Source organism: Stenotrophomonas sp. I18B00994, from assembly GCF_014145825.1.
Classification (GTDB): Bacteria; Pseudomonadota; Gammaproteobacteria; order Xanthomonadales; family Xanthomonadaceae; genus Stenotrophomonas; species Stenotrophomonas maltophilia.
In genome coordinates this window covers 1-15,491 of sequence record NZ_JACIUW010000030.1, presented here as the reverse complement: position 1 = coordinate 15,491, position 15,491 = coordinate 1, and the positions used below count along the sequence as shown (strand labels likewise).

The 15,491-nt window shown below is 67.6% G+C and carries 12 protein-coding genes; 11 read left to right on the top strand and 1 reads right to left on the bottom strand.

The window, feature by feature from the left end; genetic code table 11:
- Positions 1–86 precede the first annotated feature (86 nt).
- Positions 87–818 (top strand): lipoprotein, encoded by a 732-nt coding sequence (locus H4O10_RS20790; protein WP_033834554.1) that lies wholly within the window; start codon positions 87–89, stop codon positions 816–818.
- Complete coding sequence (locus H4O10_RS20785) at positions 806–1,441, top strand: HAD family hydrolase (protein ID WP_049452255.1); 636 nt, start codon at positions 806–808, stop codon at positions 1,439–1,441. The genes H4O10_RS20790 and H4O10_RS20785 overlap by 13 nt, the downstream gene beginning before the upstream one ends.
- Positions 1,442–1,938: 497 nt before the next feature.
- Here H4O10_RS20785 and H4O10_RS20780 read toward each other — a convergent pair whose 3' ends face one another.
- Complete coding sequence (locus H4O10_RS20780; RefSeq protein ID WP_005411078.1) at positions 1,939–2,877, bottom strand: carbohydrate kinase family protein; 939 nt, start codon at positions 2,875–2,877, stop codon at positions 1,939–1,941.
- 283 nt (positions 2,878–3,160) lie between these two features.
- On the opposite strand from H4O10_RS20780, the gene H4O10_RS20775 reads away from it, so the two are divergent.
- From H4O10_RS20775 to H4O10_RS20735, 9 genes are all read left to right on the top strand, one after another.
- Positions 3,161–4,207, top strand: coding sequence for a rod shape-determining protein (locus H4O10_RS20775; protein WP_005411077.1), 1,047 nt, complete (start codon positions 3,161–3,163; stop codon positions 4,205–4,207).
- 121 nt (positions 4,208–4,328) lie between these two features.
- Positions 4,329–5,510 carry a rod shape-determining protein MreC gene (gene mreC, locus H4O10_RS20770; RefSeq protein WP_088470627.1) on the top strand — a complete coding sequence of 394 codons (1,182 nt, stop codon included), beginning with the start codon at positions 4,329–4,331 and terminating at the stop codon, positions 5,508–5,510.
- Entirely contained in the window at positions 5,507–5,992 is a 486-nt protein-coding gene (mreD, locus tag H4O10_RS20765) for a rod shape-determining protein MreD (protein ID WP_005411075.1), read from the top strand. Before mreC ends, mreD begins: the two co-directional genes overlap by 4 nt.
- 3 nt (positions 5,993–5,995) lie before the next feature.
- Positions 5,996–8,071, top strand: coding sequence for a penicillin-binding protein 2 (gene mrdA / locus H4O10_RS20760; protein ID WP_049433260.1), 2,076 nt, complete (start codon positions 5,996–5,998; stop codon positions 8,069–8,071).
- The gene (gene rodA / locus H4O10_RS20755; protein ID WP_005411073.1) at positions 8,068–9,180 is read left to right on the top strand and encodes a rod shape-determining protein RodA; all 1,113 of its coding nucleotides are present in this window, start codon (positions 8,068–8,070) and stop codon (positions 9,178–9,180) included. The genes mrdA and rodA (H4O10_RS20755) overlap by 4 nt, the downstream gene beginning before the upstream one ends.
- A gap of 136 nt (positions 9,181–9,316) precedes the next feature.
- Complete coding sequence (gene rodA / locus H4O10_RS20750; RefSeq protein WP_033834551.1) at positions 9,317–10,411, top strand: rod shape-determining protein RodA; 1,095 nt, start codon at positions 9,317–9,319, stop codon at positions 10,409–10,411.
- Between the two features lie 990 nt (positions 10,412–11,401).
- Positions 11,402–12,547 (top strand): lytic murein transglycosylase B, encoded by a 1,146-nt coding sequence (mltB, locus tag H4O10_RS20745; protein ID WP_033834549.1) that lies wholly within the window; start codon positions 11,402–11,404, stop codon positions 12,545–12,547.
- Positions 12,544–13,812, top strand: a complete 1,269-nt coding sequence (locus H4O10_RS20740) for a septal ring lytic transglycosylase RlpA family protein (protein ID WP_033834548.1) — start codon at positions 12,544–12,546, stop codon at positions 13,810–13,812. Before mltB ends, H4O10_RS20740 begins: the two co-directional genes overlap by 4 nt.
- A 100-nt stretch (positions 13,813–13,912) precedes the next feature.
- A complete protein-coding gene (locus H4O10_RS20735; protein ID WP_049452934.1) occupies positions 13,913–15,124 on the top strand; it encodes a D-alanyl-D-alanine carboxypeptidase family protein in 1,212 nt (403 codons plus the stop codon).
- The last annotated feature ends 367 nt before the right edge of the window (positions 15,125–15,491 follow it).

The following is a 15,491-nucleotide window of genomic DNA, read 5'->3' as shown; positions in this document are numbered from 1 at the left end:
ACCACCAACGGCGGGGAAACCCGCCGTTGGTGTATCCGCTTTTCGCTGCCGATAGAATCGGGATGCACTCGCATAGGACCTCCGCCATGAAACGACTGATCCTGCTCACCGCCTGCACCCTGGCCCTGGCCGCCTGCAGCAACCCGGAAGAGGAACGCAGGGCGCAGGAAGCCGCTGCGGCCGCCGCGCAGGCGCAGAAGGAGGCCAAGGCCGAAGACGTGGCCAAGCAGTACGACATGGCCGTGGCCGCGCAGGACTGGGAACGCGCGCGCCTGCATGGTGCCTCGCTGCTGGACCAGTACAAGGACACCGCCGCCGCCGAGCGCATCGCCGCAGGCTTCGACGAGGTCAAGGCCAAGGGCGACGCCGCGCGCGACCTGCGCCGCATGCAGGGGCTATGGCAGTACAACCAGATTCCGGTGGGCAGCAAGGGCAACCAGGTCTCGGCGCAGATCTACAGCAAGGAACGGGTGGACGTGGATGGCAGCGGCGCCAAACCGGTGCAGCTGGTGTTCCGCGATCATCCGGAGTGGAAACGGCATGCCTACCTGGTGCTGCAGGCCGGTGATTTCCGTTGCCCGCAATGCACGGTGAAAGTGACCGTGGATGACGGCAAGCCGGTACCAATGGCGGCCTGGCGCCCGAAGACCGATGAAGCCATCGCCCTGTTCATCACCGATCAGAAGGCACTGTGGAAGCTGGCGCGCAAGGGCAAGTCGATCAGCATCGAGTTCCCGGTCAAGGCCGGTGGCACGCGCACGGCCGTGTTCGAAACCGGCGGTGTCGACGCCAGCCGCATGCCGCAGTGGTGGCAGTGAGGGTTGCGACGGGCAGCGCAGTGCACGCGTTGTCCGCGATCCGGCACTGGGTGTTCGACATGGACGGCACGCTGACGGTGGCCGTGCATGATTTCGCCGCGATCCGCCGCGCGCTGGAGATCGCCGCGGAGGAAGACATCCTCGACCATATCGCGGCATTGCCCGACGCACCGGCGCAGGCCAAGCGCGCGTGGCTGCTGGATCACGAGCGCGCTCTGGCCGAGGACGCGCTGCCAGCGCCGGGGGCGGTGAAGCTGCTGCGCGCGCTGGCGGCGGCGGGTTGCCGACTGGGCATCCTGACCCGCAACGACCATGCGCTGGCGAAGCTGACGCTGGAGGCGATCGGGGTCGGGGCGTTGTTCGACGACGCCGACATCATCGGCCGCGACGAAGCGGTGCCCAAGCCCTCGCCGGATGGCCTGCAGCAGCATCTTCGTCGCTGGGGCATCGGGGCTGCGCACGCGGTGATGGTCGGTGACCACGCCTACGACCTGGAGTGCGGGCGCGCCGCGGGCACCCACACCGTGCTGGTCAATCTGCCGGAGAACCCGTGGCCCGGCAGCGCCGACTGGCATTTCGCCGATTGCCGCGCCTTGCTGGCGGCCTGGCAGCAGAAGGGGTAGTGCCGGCCGCTGGCCGGCAGTGTCGACCAAGGTCGACACCCACCAGAACACCCGTGGCCAGGCTGGCGGCCTGGCAGCAGAAGGGGTAGTGCCGGTCGCTGGCCGGCAGTGTCGACCAAGGTCGACACCTACCAGAACACCGGTGGCCAGGCTGGCGGCCTGGCAGCAGAAGGGGTAGTGCCGGCCGCGGGCCGGCAGTGTCGACCAAGGTCGACACCTACCAGAACACCGGTGGCCAGGCTGGCGGCCTGGCAGCAGAAGGGGTAGTGCCGGCCGCTGGCCGGCAGTGTCGACCAAGGTCGACACCTACCAGAACACCCGTGGCCAGGTTGGCGGCCTGGCAGAAGGGGTAGTGCCGGCCGCTGGCCGGCAGTGTCGACCAAGGTCGACACCTACCAACAGCATTCCCAGCAGCGCATCGGGTGGAAAGCCCCCTTGTTGTTCAAGAGGGCGCGCCGAAGGCGCGGGGACAAGGTGGAATGCGCGGGCAGTTCGGCTTACGCGCCCAGCGCGTAACCGAACTGCTGCTTGAACTGCTCGTTGAACTCATCGAAGGTGAAGCGCTGGTTCTGCGTGCCCGGGTGCTCGACCTTCAGCGCGCCCATCAGGTTGCCCATGCGGCCGATGGTCAGCCAGTCGTAACCCTTCTGGATGCCGTAGATCAGGCCGGCGCGGAAGGCGTCGCCACAGCCGGTCGGATCGACCACGCGGCGTTCGTGCGCCGGCGGGATGTCGTAGCTCTTTTCCGGGGTGTGGATGACCGCACCCTTCGGGCCACGGGTGGTGATGTAGGCCTTGACCCGGCTGACGATCTCCTTCTCGTCCCAGCCGGTGCGCTCCTGCAGCAGGTTCGACTCGTAGTCGTTGACCACCACGTAGTCGGCCTGATCGATGAAGGCGCGCAGCTCGGGGCCGTTGAACAGCGGCATGGCCTGGCCCGGGTCGAAGATGAACGGAATGCCGTCCTCGTGGAATTCCTGTGCGTTCTGGATCATGCCTTCGCGGCCGTCCGGGCCGACCAGGCCCAGGGTCACGCCCGGCACGCCGCGCACATGGTTCTCGTAGGAGCGCATCATCGCGCCCGGGTGGAAGGCGGTGATCTGGTTGTTGTCGTGGTCGGTGGTGATGAATGCCTGCGGGGTGAACAGCTCGTCGATCACGCGCACGCGCGACAGGTCGATGCCCAGGCCTTCGAAGTATTCGCGGTACGGGCCGAAGTCCGAACCCACGGTGCCCATCGGGATCGGCTGGCCGCCCAGCAGGTGCAGGTTGTAGGCGATGTTGCCGGCGCAGCCGCCGAACTCGCGGCGCATGCGCGGCACGAGGAAGGACACGTTCAGGATGTGCACCTTGTCCGGCAGGATGTGATTCTTGAACTGGTCCGGGAACACCATGATGGTGTCGAAGGCAAGAGAACCACAGATCAGAGCGGACATCGATGTAAGCCTATGCGGTGAATTTTGGGGTGGGCCGGCCCGGTTCAGCGGGCAAGCAAACGGCGCCCTTGGGCGCCCGACGGCGCAAAGGTTACCCGCTGGTGCCGCTCAGGGCCAGAACCGGGTGATGCCCGATCAGGCCGAAAGCCTGTGAAGACGCGGGTTCAGCTAGTTTTTTCCTTGCTCGGCGGCAGGCGGGTTGCTAGGCTTGTCGGCCTCGATTTCTGCCCATTTTTTCGCCATCCCGCGGCGGGCACGACACCCCTCAGGACTCCTTCCTCAGATGTTCAAGAAACTCCGTGGCATGTTCTCCAACGACCTGTCCATCGACCTGGGCACGGCCAACACCCTCATCTACGTGCGCGGGCAGGGGATCGTGCTGAACGAGCCGTCGGTCGTGGCCGTGCGCCAGGACCGTGCCATCGGTGGCACCCGCTCGGTGGCAGCCGTTGGCGCCGAGGCCAAGCAGATGCTCGGCCGTACCCCGGGCCACATCACCACCATCCGCCCGATGAAGGACGGCGTCATCGCCGACTTCACCTACACCGAGGCGATGCTCAAGCACTTCATCAAGAAGGTGCACAAGTCGCGCGTGCTGCGCCCGAGCCCGCGCGTGCTGGTCTGCGTGCCGGCCGGTTCGACCCAGGTCGAGCGCCGCGCGATCAAGGAATCGGCCGAGGAAGCCGGTGCCCGTGACGTGTACCTGATCGAAGAGCCGATGGCTGCCGCGATCGGCGCCGGCATGCCGGTCACCGAAGCCCGTGGCTCGATGGTCATCGACATCGGCGGCGGTACCACCGAAGTGGCGGTGATCTCGCTCAACGGCATCGTCTATTCGGCCTCGGTCCGCATCGGCGGCGACCGCTTCGACGAATCCATCACCAACTACGTGCGCCGCAACCACGGCATGCTGATCGGTGAAGCCACCGCCGAGCGCATCAAGGTCGAGCTGGGTTGTGCCTACCCGCAGGCCGAGGTGCAGGAGCTGGAGATCTCCGGCCGCAACCTCGCCGAGGGCGTGCCGAAGATGATCAAGATCAGCTCCAACGAGGTGCTTGAAGCCCTGCACGAACCGCTGTCGGGCATCGTCAGCGCGGTCAAGCTGGCGCTGGAGCAGACCCCGCCGGAACTGTGTGCCGACGTTGCCGAGCGCGGCATCGTGCTGACCGGCGGCGGCGCCCTGCTGCGTGACCTGGACCGCCTGATCTCCGAGGAAACCGGCCTGCACGTGCAGGTGGCCGACGATCCGCTGACCTGCGTGGCCCGCGGTGGCGGTCGTGCGCTGGAACTGGTGGACATGCACGGCAACGAGTTCTTTGCGCCGGAATAAGCCGTCCCGGCCGTTCCCGCCCGCCGCGCCCTTCCGGGGTGCGGCCCGCCGCGATGGCGGGCCGGCACCGGCGGGGCGTCCGCGTGTTTCCCTTCCGCCTTCTGCCAGTTGAATCGTTGCCGTGCCGCCCTACGCCGGTCCTCCCGTTGCCTCCCGATCCGGTGATGCCGCCAGCCCCCTGCGGTTACTGGCCTATCTTGCATTGGCCATCACACTGATCGTCCTTGACGATCAGGCGGGTTGGCTGGCGCGCCTGCGCGAGCAGGCCAACAGCCTGGTGCAGCCTGTGTGGGCACTGGCGGGTCTGCCCGGCAAGCTCGGCAACCAGGTCAAGGATTCCGCGGCCAGCCACACCCAGCTGGTCACCGAGAACCGTGAACTGCGCAACCAGCTGCTGCTGGCCAACGCGCGCCTGACCCGTCTGCAGACCGCGGCGCTGGACAACGCCCAGCTGCGCGAACTGCTGAACGTGGCCGAGCGCAGTGGCCTGGACGTGCAGCTGGCGCCGATCCTGGATATCGACCTGGACCCGGTGAAGCAGCGCCTGGTGCTCGACGCCGGCAGCCGCGAAGGCGTGCACGTCGGGCAGGCGGTGATCGATGCCGGTGGCCTGATGGGGCAGGTGATCAGCGTCACCGGCGGTACCTCCACCGTGCTGCTGCTGACCGACCCCGACCACGCGGTGCCGGTCACCGTGGCCCGCAACGGCGTACGCCTGATCGTCTACGGCCGCGGCGACACGCTGGAGCTGCGCGACATCCCGCTCAGCGCGGGTGTGGAAGTGGGCGATGAGATCGTCACCTCCGGCCTCGGTGGCCGCTTCCCGGCCGGCTTCCCGGTCGGCACCATCACCGGCCTGCGCCCGGACGACACCCATGCCTTCCTGGTCGGCGAACTGAAGCCAGCCGCCCAGCTGGATCGTGGCCGTGATGTGCTGCTGCTGCGCCCCGGTGCGGCGATCCGCATTCCGCCGGAACTGCGCCTGCAGCTGGAAGAAACCACTCCGGGTGGCCCGGCCACCGGCGCCACCGTGCCTGCGGGAGCCGCGCCAGCGACAACGACGCCAGCTCCGGTCAGCTCCCCGGTAGTGCCGGCCGCTGGCCGGCAACAGCCCTCGTCGCAAACGAGGACTGTTGCCCCCGCATCCTCGCTTGATCCTGCTGCTCCGGTAGTGCCGGCCGCTGGCCGGCAACAGCCCTCGTCGCAAACGAGGACTGTTGCCCCCGTATCCTCGCTTGATCCTGCTGCCCCGGTAGTGCCGGCCGCTGGCCGGCAACCGACCACGCCGGAGGCCCAGCGATGAGCCGCCTGCGCGACAACCCGTGGGTATTGCCGGCCAGCCTGGTCGTAGCCCTGCTGCTGGGCCTGCTGCCGTTGCCGGCGCTGCTGCAGCCGCTGCGCCCGTACTGGCTGGCGCTGGTACTGGCGTACTGGGTGATCGAGACGCCCGAGCGCGTCGGCCTGGGCATCGCTTTCGCCAGCGGCGTGGTCGCCGACCTGCTGTACGGCGGCGTGCTCGGCGAACAGGCGCTGCGGCTGGTGATGCTGGCCTTCATCCTGCAGCGTTTCCGCGCCCGCATCCGCTTCTTCCCGATGTCGCAGCAGATGCTGGCCATCGGTGGCCTGTTGTTCAACGACCGCATCGTCAGCGCGCTGGTCCACATCCTGGTGGGCGAGCCGACCCTGCCGTGGTCGTACTGGTGGGCGCCGCTGTTGGGCATGGGCCTGTGGCCGCTGGTGTTCGTGCTGCTGGACGCAGTGCGCTTCGGCAAGCGCGGGCGCTGAGCCATGATCCCGCGCCGCCAGGTCAAGAACCCGCACGCCGAAGCCGAACAGTTCCGCCGCCGTGCGGCGCTGGGTTTCCTGGGCGTGCTGGTCTGCCTGCTGGGCCTGGGCGGCTGGTACTTCAAGCTGCAGGTGCTGGATCACGACGTCTACGCCACGCGCTCGGAAGCCAACCGCATCAAGCCGCGGCCGGTGGTGCCCGGGCGCGGCATGATCTACGACCGCAACGGTCGCCTGCTGGCCGAGAACGTGCCAGCGTTCCGCCTGGACGTGACGCCGGACAAGGTCAAGGACATGGACGCCACCCTGGAAGGGCTGGCGAAGATCATCAGCATCAGCCCGGAAGAGCTGGAAGCGTTCAACAAGTCGCGCAAGGCGCGCCGCAAGTTCCTGCCGGTCACGCTGAAGCTGCGCATGAGCGACGAGGAGATGGCGCGCTTCGCCGTCGACCGTTGGCGCTTCCCCGGCGTCGAGCTTGAGCCCTACCTGACCCGGCGTTATCCGTACGGTGACCTGTTCGCGCACATCATCGGCTATGTCGGCCGCGTCGACGACAAGGACCTGGAGATCCTCGGCGAAGGCAATGCCGCGCTGACCCACATTGGCAAGTCCGGCCTGGAGCGCTATTACGAGCAGCAGCTGCGCGGCAAGGTCGGCTACGAGCAGGTCGAAACCAACGTGCAGGGCCGTGCCATCCGCACCATCGGCCGGGTGGCCGCGCAGTCCGGCGCCGACCTGCGGCTGTCGATCGACGCGGACCTGCAGCGTGCCATGGTGGCCGCCTTCGGCGACCAGGAAGGCTCGGCAGTGGCGATGGACCCGCGTACCGGCGAGGTGCTGGCGATGGTCAGCCTGCCGTCCTACGACCCCAACCTGTTCGTCAACGGCATTTCCCATGCCGACTTCAAGGCGCTGAACGAGAACCCGTCGCGGCCGCAGTTCAACCGCCTGGTGCTCGGCGGTGTCGCTCCCGGTTCCACGCTGAAGCCGCTGATCGGGCTGGCCGGCCTGGACTCGGGCGTGCGCCGCCCGGAAGACAAGGTGCTGTCCACCGGCATGTTCTACCTGCCCGGCACCAGCCGTGGCTGGGGTGATGCGCATCGTGGCGGCCATGGCTGGACCGATCTGCGCAAGTCCATCGCCGAGTCGGTCAACACCTACTACTACAAGCTGGCGCTGGACCTGGGCATCGAGCGCTTCGACCATTACATGGAGTACTACGGCTTCGGCCAGCCGACCGGTATCGACCTCACCGGCGAAATCGGCGGCATCCTGCCGTCGCCGGCCTACAAGCGGAAGACCCGCAAGGAAGCCTGGTACCCCGGCGATACGGTCAACATCAGCATCGGCCAGGGCGACTGGAAGGTCACCCCGCTGCAGTTGGCGCGCGGCGTCAGCGCGCTGGCCGACGGGCAGCTGCGCACCCCGCACCTGGTGATCCAGCAGCGCGACGGCTTCGACAGCGACTGGACCGCGACGCCGCCCGGCGAGAGCAAGCCGGTCAGCCCCAACCCCAACAACGTGCAGGCGGTGCGCGAGGGCATGATGGCGACCATGCGGCCGGGCGGCAGCGGCTGGCGCGTGGCGGTCGGTGCGCCGTACGTGATGGCCGGCAAGACCGGTACCGCGCAGGTCATCAGCCGCAAGGGCACCGCAGCGGTGAACCCGAAGAGCCTGCCGATGCACCTGCGCCACCGCGCGCTGTTCGTCGGCTTCGCGCCGGTCGAAAACCCGGTGATCGCGATCGCGGTGGCGGTGGAAGGCGGTGGCTATGGTGGTTCGGCTGCTGCGCCGATCGCCCGCAAGGTGTTCGATGCCTACCTGCTGGGCAAGATGCCCGAGGGCATGCAGCCGCTGGACAGCGAGCGTGGTACCACCGCCATCGGTGCCACCGCGTTCGACAACGAAGACGCCGGCGCACGCCAGGCCGGTGATCTGGCGGCCGCGCAGCTGGGCGAACACCCGGTGCAGGTGGGAGCCCCCGCCCCCGAACCGGCCCCTGCGCCGCAGCCGGGCACGCCGGCCGCTGCCGCACTGCCGGCCACGCCACGCCCGACGGTTGCGGAGCCCGCACGATGAAAGTGTTCCTGCGCTGGGCCGGCGACATGCTGCGCCGCTTCTTCAGCACGCTGGACTGGGTGTTGTGCCTGGCCTTGGGCGCGCTGATGGTGATCGGCCTGGCCACCTTGAAGAGTGCCGGTGGCGACGGCCTGGTGATGGCCCAGGGCGCGCGTTTCGCGGTGGGCATGGCTGCACTGTGGGGCATCTCGCGGGTGCCGATCCTGCGCATCCGCTCGGCCACGCCGATGATCTATGCGATCTCCATGATTCCGCTGCTGGCGGTGTTCGTGCTCGGCACCGGCAAGTACGGCCGGCAGTGGCTGGACCTGAAGTTCTTCTACCTGCAGCCGGCCGAGCTGCTGAAGGTCAGCCTGCCGATGATGGTGGCCTGGTACCTGCACAAGATGCCGCTGCCGCCGCGCTTCAACACCGTGCTGGTGGCCTTGATCATCATCGGCGTGCCGACCGGCCTGGTGATGTTGCAGCCCGACTTCGGTACCGGCGTGCTGATCGCCGCCAGCGGCGTGTTCGTACTGCTGCTGGCAGGCCTGCCGTGGTGGTGGGTCGGGCTGGGCGTGGGCGGCGTGGCTGCGGTCGCGCCGGTGGCCTGGTTCTGGCTGCTGCGGCCGTACCAGAAGGACCGCATCATGATGTTCCTGGACCCGGAGATGGATGCACTGGGGGCCGGCTGGAACATCATCCAGTCGAAGATCGCGATCGGGTCCGGCGGCTTCGATGGCAAGGGCTGGGGCGAGGGCTCGCAGTCGCACCTGAACTTCATTCCCGAACAGACCACCGACTTCGCGTTCTCGGTGCTGAGCGAGGAATTCGGCTGGATGGGTGTGGCCCTGGTGCTGACCCTGTACCTGGTGGTGATCGGGCGTTGCCTGTGGATCGCCAGCCAGTCGCGCGATTCCTATTCGCGCCTGTTGGCCGGCGCTACCGGCCTGGCGTTCTTCGTCTATGTACTGGTGAACGGCGGGATGATTTCCGGCCTGCTGCCGGTGGTGGGCGTGCCGATGCCGCTGATCAGCTACGGCGGTACCTCGGCGGTGTCACTGCTGGCCGGCTTCGGCCTGGTGATGGCCGTACGCAGTCACAACCCGGTGCACGGCGGCTACGGCTAGCACCGGTCGCGCGCTTCGTCGCGCTTCCATCTGCTCGATTGCTTCCGCTGTTCTGTAGAGTCGAGCACGGCTTGACTCTACAAGCGCACGCGCACCCTGACAGCTTCACGCAAGCACGCATTGCTACCGTGCCCGCGTGGAATGGAAACGACTGCTTGGCGGCTGCCGTGAGGTGGCGCGCACGATCGATCTGCCGTTGCTGATCGCGTTGCTGATCCTGATGGGCGCGGGCCTGGCGGTGCTGCACAGCGTGTCCGGTCCGGTGGCTGGGCAGGCGGCGCGTTTTGCCGGTGGCCTGGCGTCGATGTGGCTGCTGTCGCGCGTTTCGCTGCTGCGGCTGCGCGCGTGGACGCCGGCAATCTATGCGCTGTCGATGCTGCCGCTGATGGCGGTGTATGTGATCGGTACAGGCAAGTACGGGCAGCGCTGGCTCAATCTCGGCGTGTTCTACCTGCAGCCGTCCGAACTGCTCAAGCTCAGCCTGCCGCTGATGATGGCCTGGTACCTGCATCGGCAACCGCTGCCACCGTCGCCGCGCACCGTACTGACCACCACCGTGCTGATCGGTGTACCCGCCGTGCTGATCCTGATGCAGCCCAACCTGGGCACCGCCACGCTGGTTACCGCCAGCGGCGTGTTCGCGCTGCTGTTGGCCGGATTGCACTGGGGCTGGGTGGCAACTGGCGCGACGGGCCTTGCCGTTGCCGCGCCGCTGGCCTGGTTCGGCCTGCTGCGGCAGTACCAGAAGGATCGCGTGCTGACCTTCCTTGATCCGTCGGCGGATCCGCTTGGCACCGGTTGGAACATCCTGCAGTCGCGCATCGCGATCGGCTCCGGTGGCTGGGACGGGCGCGGCTGGGGGCAGGGCACCCAGGCCACGCTGGACTTCCTGCCTGAGTACACCACCGACTTCGCGTTCTCGGTGCTGGCCGAAGAGTTCGGCTGGATCGGCGTGGCCACCGTGTTTGCGCTGTACCTGTTCGTGGTCGGCCGCTGCCTGTGGATCGCGGTGCACGCCCGCGACACGCACGCACGGTTGCTGGCCGGCAGCCTGGGCTTGGCGTTCTTCGTGTACGTACTGGTGAACGGCGGGATGATTTCCGGCCTGCTGCCGGTGGTGGGCATTCCGATGCCGTTGATCAGCTATGGCGGCACCTCGGCGGTGTCGCTGCTGGCGGGTATCGGGCTGGTGATGGCGGTGCGCGGGCACCGGCCCGTGCACGGGGGATAGGGTTTCCAGCCAACGGCGCAGCCCCTCGTGGGTGGTGTCTGGGTGGTCGCGGAAAGCAGAAGCCGCGGGTGGGCCGGTCGGGTTGGGTACGCGGGGGACGCCGTGAATCCGTCCCTGGAGGCTTGACAGCCGCATCCATGCGGCTGACACCCCCACGTACCCAACCCGACCGCCCTCTGACAGATTTTGGCGGTCTGCCACCCACGGAGAAAAAAGAGAAAAGCAAAAGCGGGTCGCGGCGCTGCGCTTGCTTGTGAGCCGAGCATGGTTCGGCTCCACACAAGACAATGAAGCGACCCGCCAAGCCGCTTTTGCTTTTGATCTTCTCTTTCTTCTCCGTGGGTAGACACGCACGGAACCTGTCCGTGGCCGGGTAGATGGGCTGCGCAGGGGCGTGAGCCGCATGGATGCGGCGACCGAGCTACATGGACGTACTTGCAGCGGCCCCTGCGCAGCCCATCTACCTGGCCTCACCCGTTAACTGCTTTTCGCGGCGACCCACGAGGGGCTGCGCCGTTGGCTGGAAACTTCCTGACTCTGCGCAACGCTCGCTGTGGAAGCGTTCTCACAACGATGCAGGACAGCACACTCGCTGACCAAAGTCCGCAAAAAACGTTAGCTGGTTCACATTTTTACGCCGCGTTGATCTTGATCAATGGACTTGTCGTAATCGGCCTGCACAATGGCGGCCCGTTCGGCACGGCGCGCCGTCTATCGTTGCAGCGCGAGGGGGCGCCGGGCGGGAAGCAGTACTGATCCAACGGATACAAGGAGCGCGGGGCACTGCCACTGGGGAGCGGCAGCCGCGCAGGTATCGACCGGATCCGGTCGCCGGTTGCGTCTGCGGGGATGGGGACGCAACCGGCCACCTCTATCTGAATGGGGAAGCACGATCACGACGCCTTCACATTTCCCGCTGAACACGAGCAAATCGTTGTGATTCATGGTGTTAGGGGTTTTAATTCATCCATGACCTGCTAACCTGCGACGATGATTCGACGCACTCTGGCCTGCATGCTCACCCTCGGCCTGGTCGCCTGCGCGACCCAGCCGAAGTCCCCACCGTCTTCACCCCAGGCCAGCAGTACGCCGCGCCAGCCCGCCACCAGGGCCCATGGGCCGGCCGAGGCTGCACCCGAAGCAACTGCGGCTACCGCGCCGCCGGTCGATCTCACCCCGGTGCCATTCGAGGTCGCGCGGGCCCGCTTCATTGCCGATACCGCCAAGCGCTATGGCCTGAAGCCGGAGCAGATCAGCAGCGTGCTCGACCAGGCGCAGGTGCGCCAGCCGATCATCGCCGCGATGTCGCGCCCGGCCGAGCGGGTCAAGCCGTGGAACGAATACCGGCCGATGTTCATCAGCAAGGCACGCATTGATGGCGGCCGCGCGTTCCTGGCCGAACACCGTGCCGAACTGGATCGCGTGCAGCAGCGCACCGGCGTGCCGGCCGAAGTGATCGTGGCGATCATCGGCGTGGAAACCAGTTACGGAAAGAATGCCGGCAGCCATCGCGTGCTCGATGCGCTGTACACGCTGGCGTTCTACTACCCACGCAGCGGCGACCCGGCCAAGCTCGAACGCGAAGTGCGCCGCGAACTGTTCTTCCGCGATGAGCTGGCCAAGCTGTTCGAGCTGGGCCGTGAAGAGAAACTGGACATCACCACGCTCAAGGGCAGTTATGCCGGTGCGATGGGCATGGGCCAGTTCATGCCGTCCAGTTACCTCGATTACGCGGTGGACGGCAACGGTGATGGTCGACGCGACCTGTTCAACAGCTACGACGACGTGTTCTCCTCCATCGCCAACTACTTCGTGAAGAAGGGGGGCTGGGTGCGTGGTGGCCAGGTTGCGGTACCGGCCACGCTGGCCACGGGCCGCGAGGAGTTCAACCCGACCGAATGGATGCCCACCTGGTCGCTGGCCGACCTCGCACAGCGCGGCTACCAGCCGAGCACGCCGGTGCAGCCGGGCGCCACCGCCACCCCGATCACCCTGGAAGGCAGCACCGGCAAGCAGTACTGGCTGGGCTTCCAGAACTACTACGCGATCACCCGCTACAACCTCTCGAAGATGTACGCGATGGCCGTGTTCCAGCTGTCCCAGGCCATCGCCGGACAGGAGCTGCCCCCGGCATGAACATCAGATGGTTGGTCCCGAGCTTGATCGTCTTCGCGCTGGCGGCCTGCAGCAGCGCGCCGAAGAAGCCGGCCACGGCCGGCCATGGTGGCAAGTCCAGCGGCACGCTGGTGCAGGGCCGTGGTTCGCGACCGGCGCACTGCCCGGAAGGTTCGCCGTATGCAGCGGCCAAGGAAGACCTCAGCACCCGCGGCAATTACACCGCTGGTGGCCTGTACAAACCAGGCGTGCGTGACAGCACGCCCGACTACATTCCCAACGTGGCCTGCATCCCCGAGCCGGAAGTGACCGCCGAGGAACGTTCGGCCATCGGCAACAAGTCGCCGTACGTGGTGCTGGGCAAGTCGTACAAGGTGCTCGACGACACCCATGACTACGTCGAGCGCGGCACCGCGTCGTACTACGGGGCCAAGTTCCATGGCCGCCTGACCTCCAACCGCGAGGTCTACGACATGTACCAGTTCACTGCCGCGCACAAGACGCTGCCGCTGCCCAGCTTCGCCCGCGTGACCAACCTGGACAACGGCGAGTCGGTGATCGTGCGTGTCAACGATCGTGGCCCGTTCCATGACGGCCGCGTGGTCGATCTCAGTTATGCCGCCGCCGTGCGCCTGGGCATCACCCAACGCGGTACCGGCAATGTCGAGGTGCGCGCGCTGCAACCGGGCGAGAGCAACCTGATGGCGCAGAAGCCGTCGCGTCGCGAGCGTCGTGCGGCTGAAGCGGCTGCCGCCACCGCGGTGGCCAGTGCGCGCCCGGCGCCGGCGCCACGTGCTTCCACCGACAGTGATATCGATCGCCTGGTCAACCGCTTGCCGACCGATGGCGCCCCGGCCCGCGGCCAGCCGGCCACCACCCGGGGCGTGGCCAGCACCGCGCCGGATGTGGCGGTCAGCAGCCTGCCGCCAAGCGCGCCGGTGGTGCGCAACTCCGCGCCGGCTCCGGCGGTTGTCGCCAGCACGGCCCCGCGCGCGGTGGCACCGGCACCGGTGCGTGCCGCCGCGGCGGCGCCGAGCCTGTCGCAGCAGATGGTCGGCGCGGTGATGGTGCAGGTCGCCAGCTTCTCCAACCGCGACAACGCCAACCGCGCGATGGGCCAGCTCAGTGCCGCCGGCATCGTCGGCGCGACCATCAGCGACATCGCCGCCGGTGGCCGCACCCTGTTCCGCCTGCGTGTTCCGGCAAGCGACCATGCCAGTGCGGCGGAACTTGTCGGGCGCATCGCCGGTCTGGGCCTGGGTTCGCCGCAGATCGTCAAGGACTGATCCGCCCGGGCCGGTGCTGCCGGCCCATGCTCCCCCGGCCTTACAATGGCCGTTACGTTCCACCCTCCATTCCCGGCCGTCCCCTGGAGCCTGCTGTCCAATGAATTTCCGTTCCGCCGCCACCGCCCTGGCCGCCACCCTGGTGGTGGGCCTGGCTTCCGCCCAGACGCCGCTGCCGACTCCGGCCACGCCGGCGTCCGCCGCCGCCCCGGCCACCGTCGCCACTCCGCCGGCCCCGGCGCCAAGCGTGTCCAAGGCCTGGGTGCTGATGGATTACGCCACCGGCCAGGTGCTGGCTGGTGAAAACATCCACGAGCAGCTGGCCCCGGCCAGCATCACCAAGGTGATGACGTCGTACGTGATCGCCGCCGAGGTCAAGAACGGCAAGGTCCGTGCGGATGACCAGGTGATGATGAGCGAGCGCGCCTGGCGCGAGGGCGGCGCTGGCACCGATGGGAGCTACAGCGGCTTCCCGGTCAACCAGACCGCGCGCCTGGAAGACATGGAAAAGGGCATGGCAATCCAGTCCGGCAATGATGCCGCGATCGCCCTGGCCGAACATGTGGCCGGCAGCGAAGAGGCCTTTGCCTCGCTGATGAACAGCTACGCCGCCAAGATCGGCATGAAGGACTCGCACTTCGTCAACGCCCATGGCCTGACCGCGCAGGGCCACCACAGCACCGCCTACGATCTGGCGCTGCTGGGCCGCGCGATGGTCCGCGATTACCCGGAAACCTACGCGTACAACAAGATCAAGGAATTCCAGGTCGGCAACATCAAGCAGCCGAACCGCAACCTGCTGCTGTGGCGCGATGGCAGCGTGGACGGCATCAAGACCGGCCACACCTCCGAGGCGGGCTACTGCCTGATGAGCTCGGCCCAGCGTGGCGACCAGCGCCTGATCGCAGTGGTGCTGGGCGGTGCGTCGGAGAAGCAGCGTGCCGATGACAGCCTGGCCCTGCTGAACTGGGGCTTCCGCTTCTTCGAGACCCACCGCCTCTACGAGCCGGGCAAGGCCGTGGCCGAGCACAAGGTCTGGAAGGGCACCACCGACAAGGTGCAGCTGGGCGTGGCCCAGCCGATGCTGGTCAGCGTGCCGCGCGGCCGCTACAACGACCTGAAGCCGAGCATCGACGTGCCCAAGACCCTGGAAGCACCGTTCACCGCCGGCCAGCAGATCGGTACCGTGAAGGTCACCCTGGATGGCAAGGTCATCGCCGAGGCACCGCTGGTGGCCGTGGCCGCCGTCGAGCAGGCCGGCTTCTTCAAGCGCCTGTGGGACAGCTTCTGGATGTGGTGGGAATCGGAATGATCCACGCCCTGGCGTGGTGAAGGAAAAGGCCGGCGAATGCCGGCCTTTTCCGTTTCGGGATGCCGGCTCCGCATGATTCCCGCCGGATGTGGGTAGTGCCGGCCGCTGGCCGGCTCCTCATGGACCCATCCGGATGTGGGTAGTGCCGGCCGCTGGCCAGCTCCCCATGGACCCATCCGGATGTGGGTAGTGCCGGCCGCTGGCCGGCTCCCCATGGACCCATCCGGATGTGGGTAGTGCCGGCCGCTGGCCGGCTCCTCATGGACCCATCCGGATGTGGGTAGTGCCGGCCGCTGGCCGGCTCCCCATGGACCCATCCGGATATGCCGGCAGCCGGCCAGCGGCCGGCACTACCCTCAGCCCCTCG

Bases quoted from the DNA above. Each gene is read 5' to 3' on its own strand.
- H4O10_RS20790 (WP_033834554.1), top strand. From the start codon at position 87: ATGAAACGACTGATCCTGCTCACCGCCTGCACCCTGGCCCTGGCCGCC.
- H4O10_RS20780 (WP_005411078.1), bottom strand. From the start codon at position 2,877: ATGTCCGCTCTGATCTGTGGTTCTCTTGCCTTCGACACCATCATGGTG.
- H4O10_RS20775 (WP_005411077.1), top strand. From the start codon at position 3,161: ATGTTCAAGAAACTCCGTGGCATGTTCTCCAACGACCTGTCCATCGAC.
- mreD (WP_005411075.1), top strand. From the start codon at position 5,507: ATGAGCCGCCTGCGCGACAACCCGTGGGTATTGCCGGCCAGCCTGGTC.
- mrdA (WP_049433260.1), top strand. From the start codon at position 5,996: ATGATCCCGCGCCGCCAGGTCAAGAACCCGCACGCCGAAGCCGAACAG.
- rodA (WP_005411073.1), top strand. From the start codon at position 8,068: ATGAAAGTGTTCCTGCGCTGGGCCGGCGACATGCTGCGCCGCTTCTTC.
- mltB (WP_033834549.1), top strand. From the start codon at position 11,402: ATGATTCGACGCACTCTGGCCTGCATGCTCACCCTCGGCCTGGTCGCC.
- H4O10_RS20740 (WP_033834548.1), top strand. From the start codon at position 12,544: ATGAACATCAGATGGTTGGTCCCGAGCTTGATCGTCTTCGCGCTGGCG.
- H4O10_RS20735 (WP_049452934.1), top strand. From the start codon at position 13,913: ATGAATTTCCGTTCCGCCGCCACCGCCCTGGCCGCCACCCTGGTGGTG.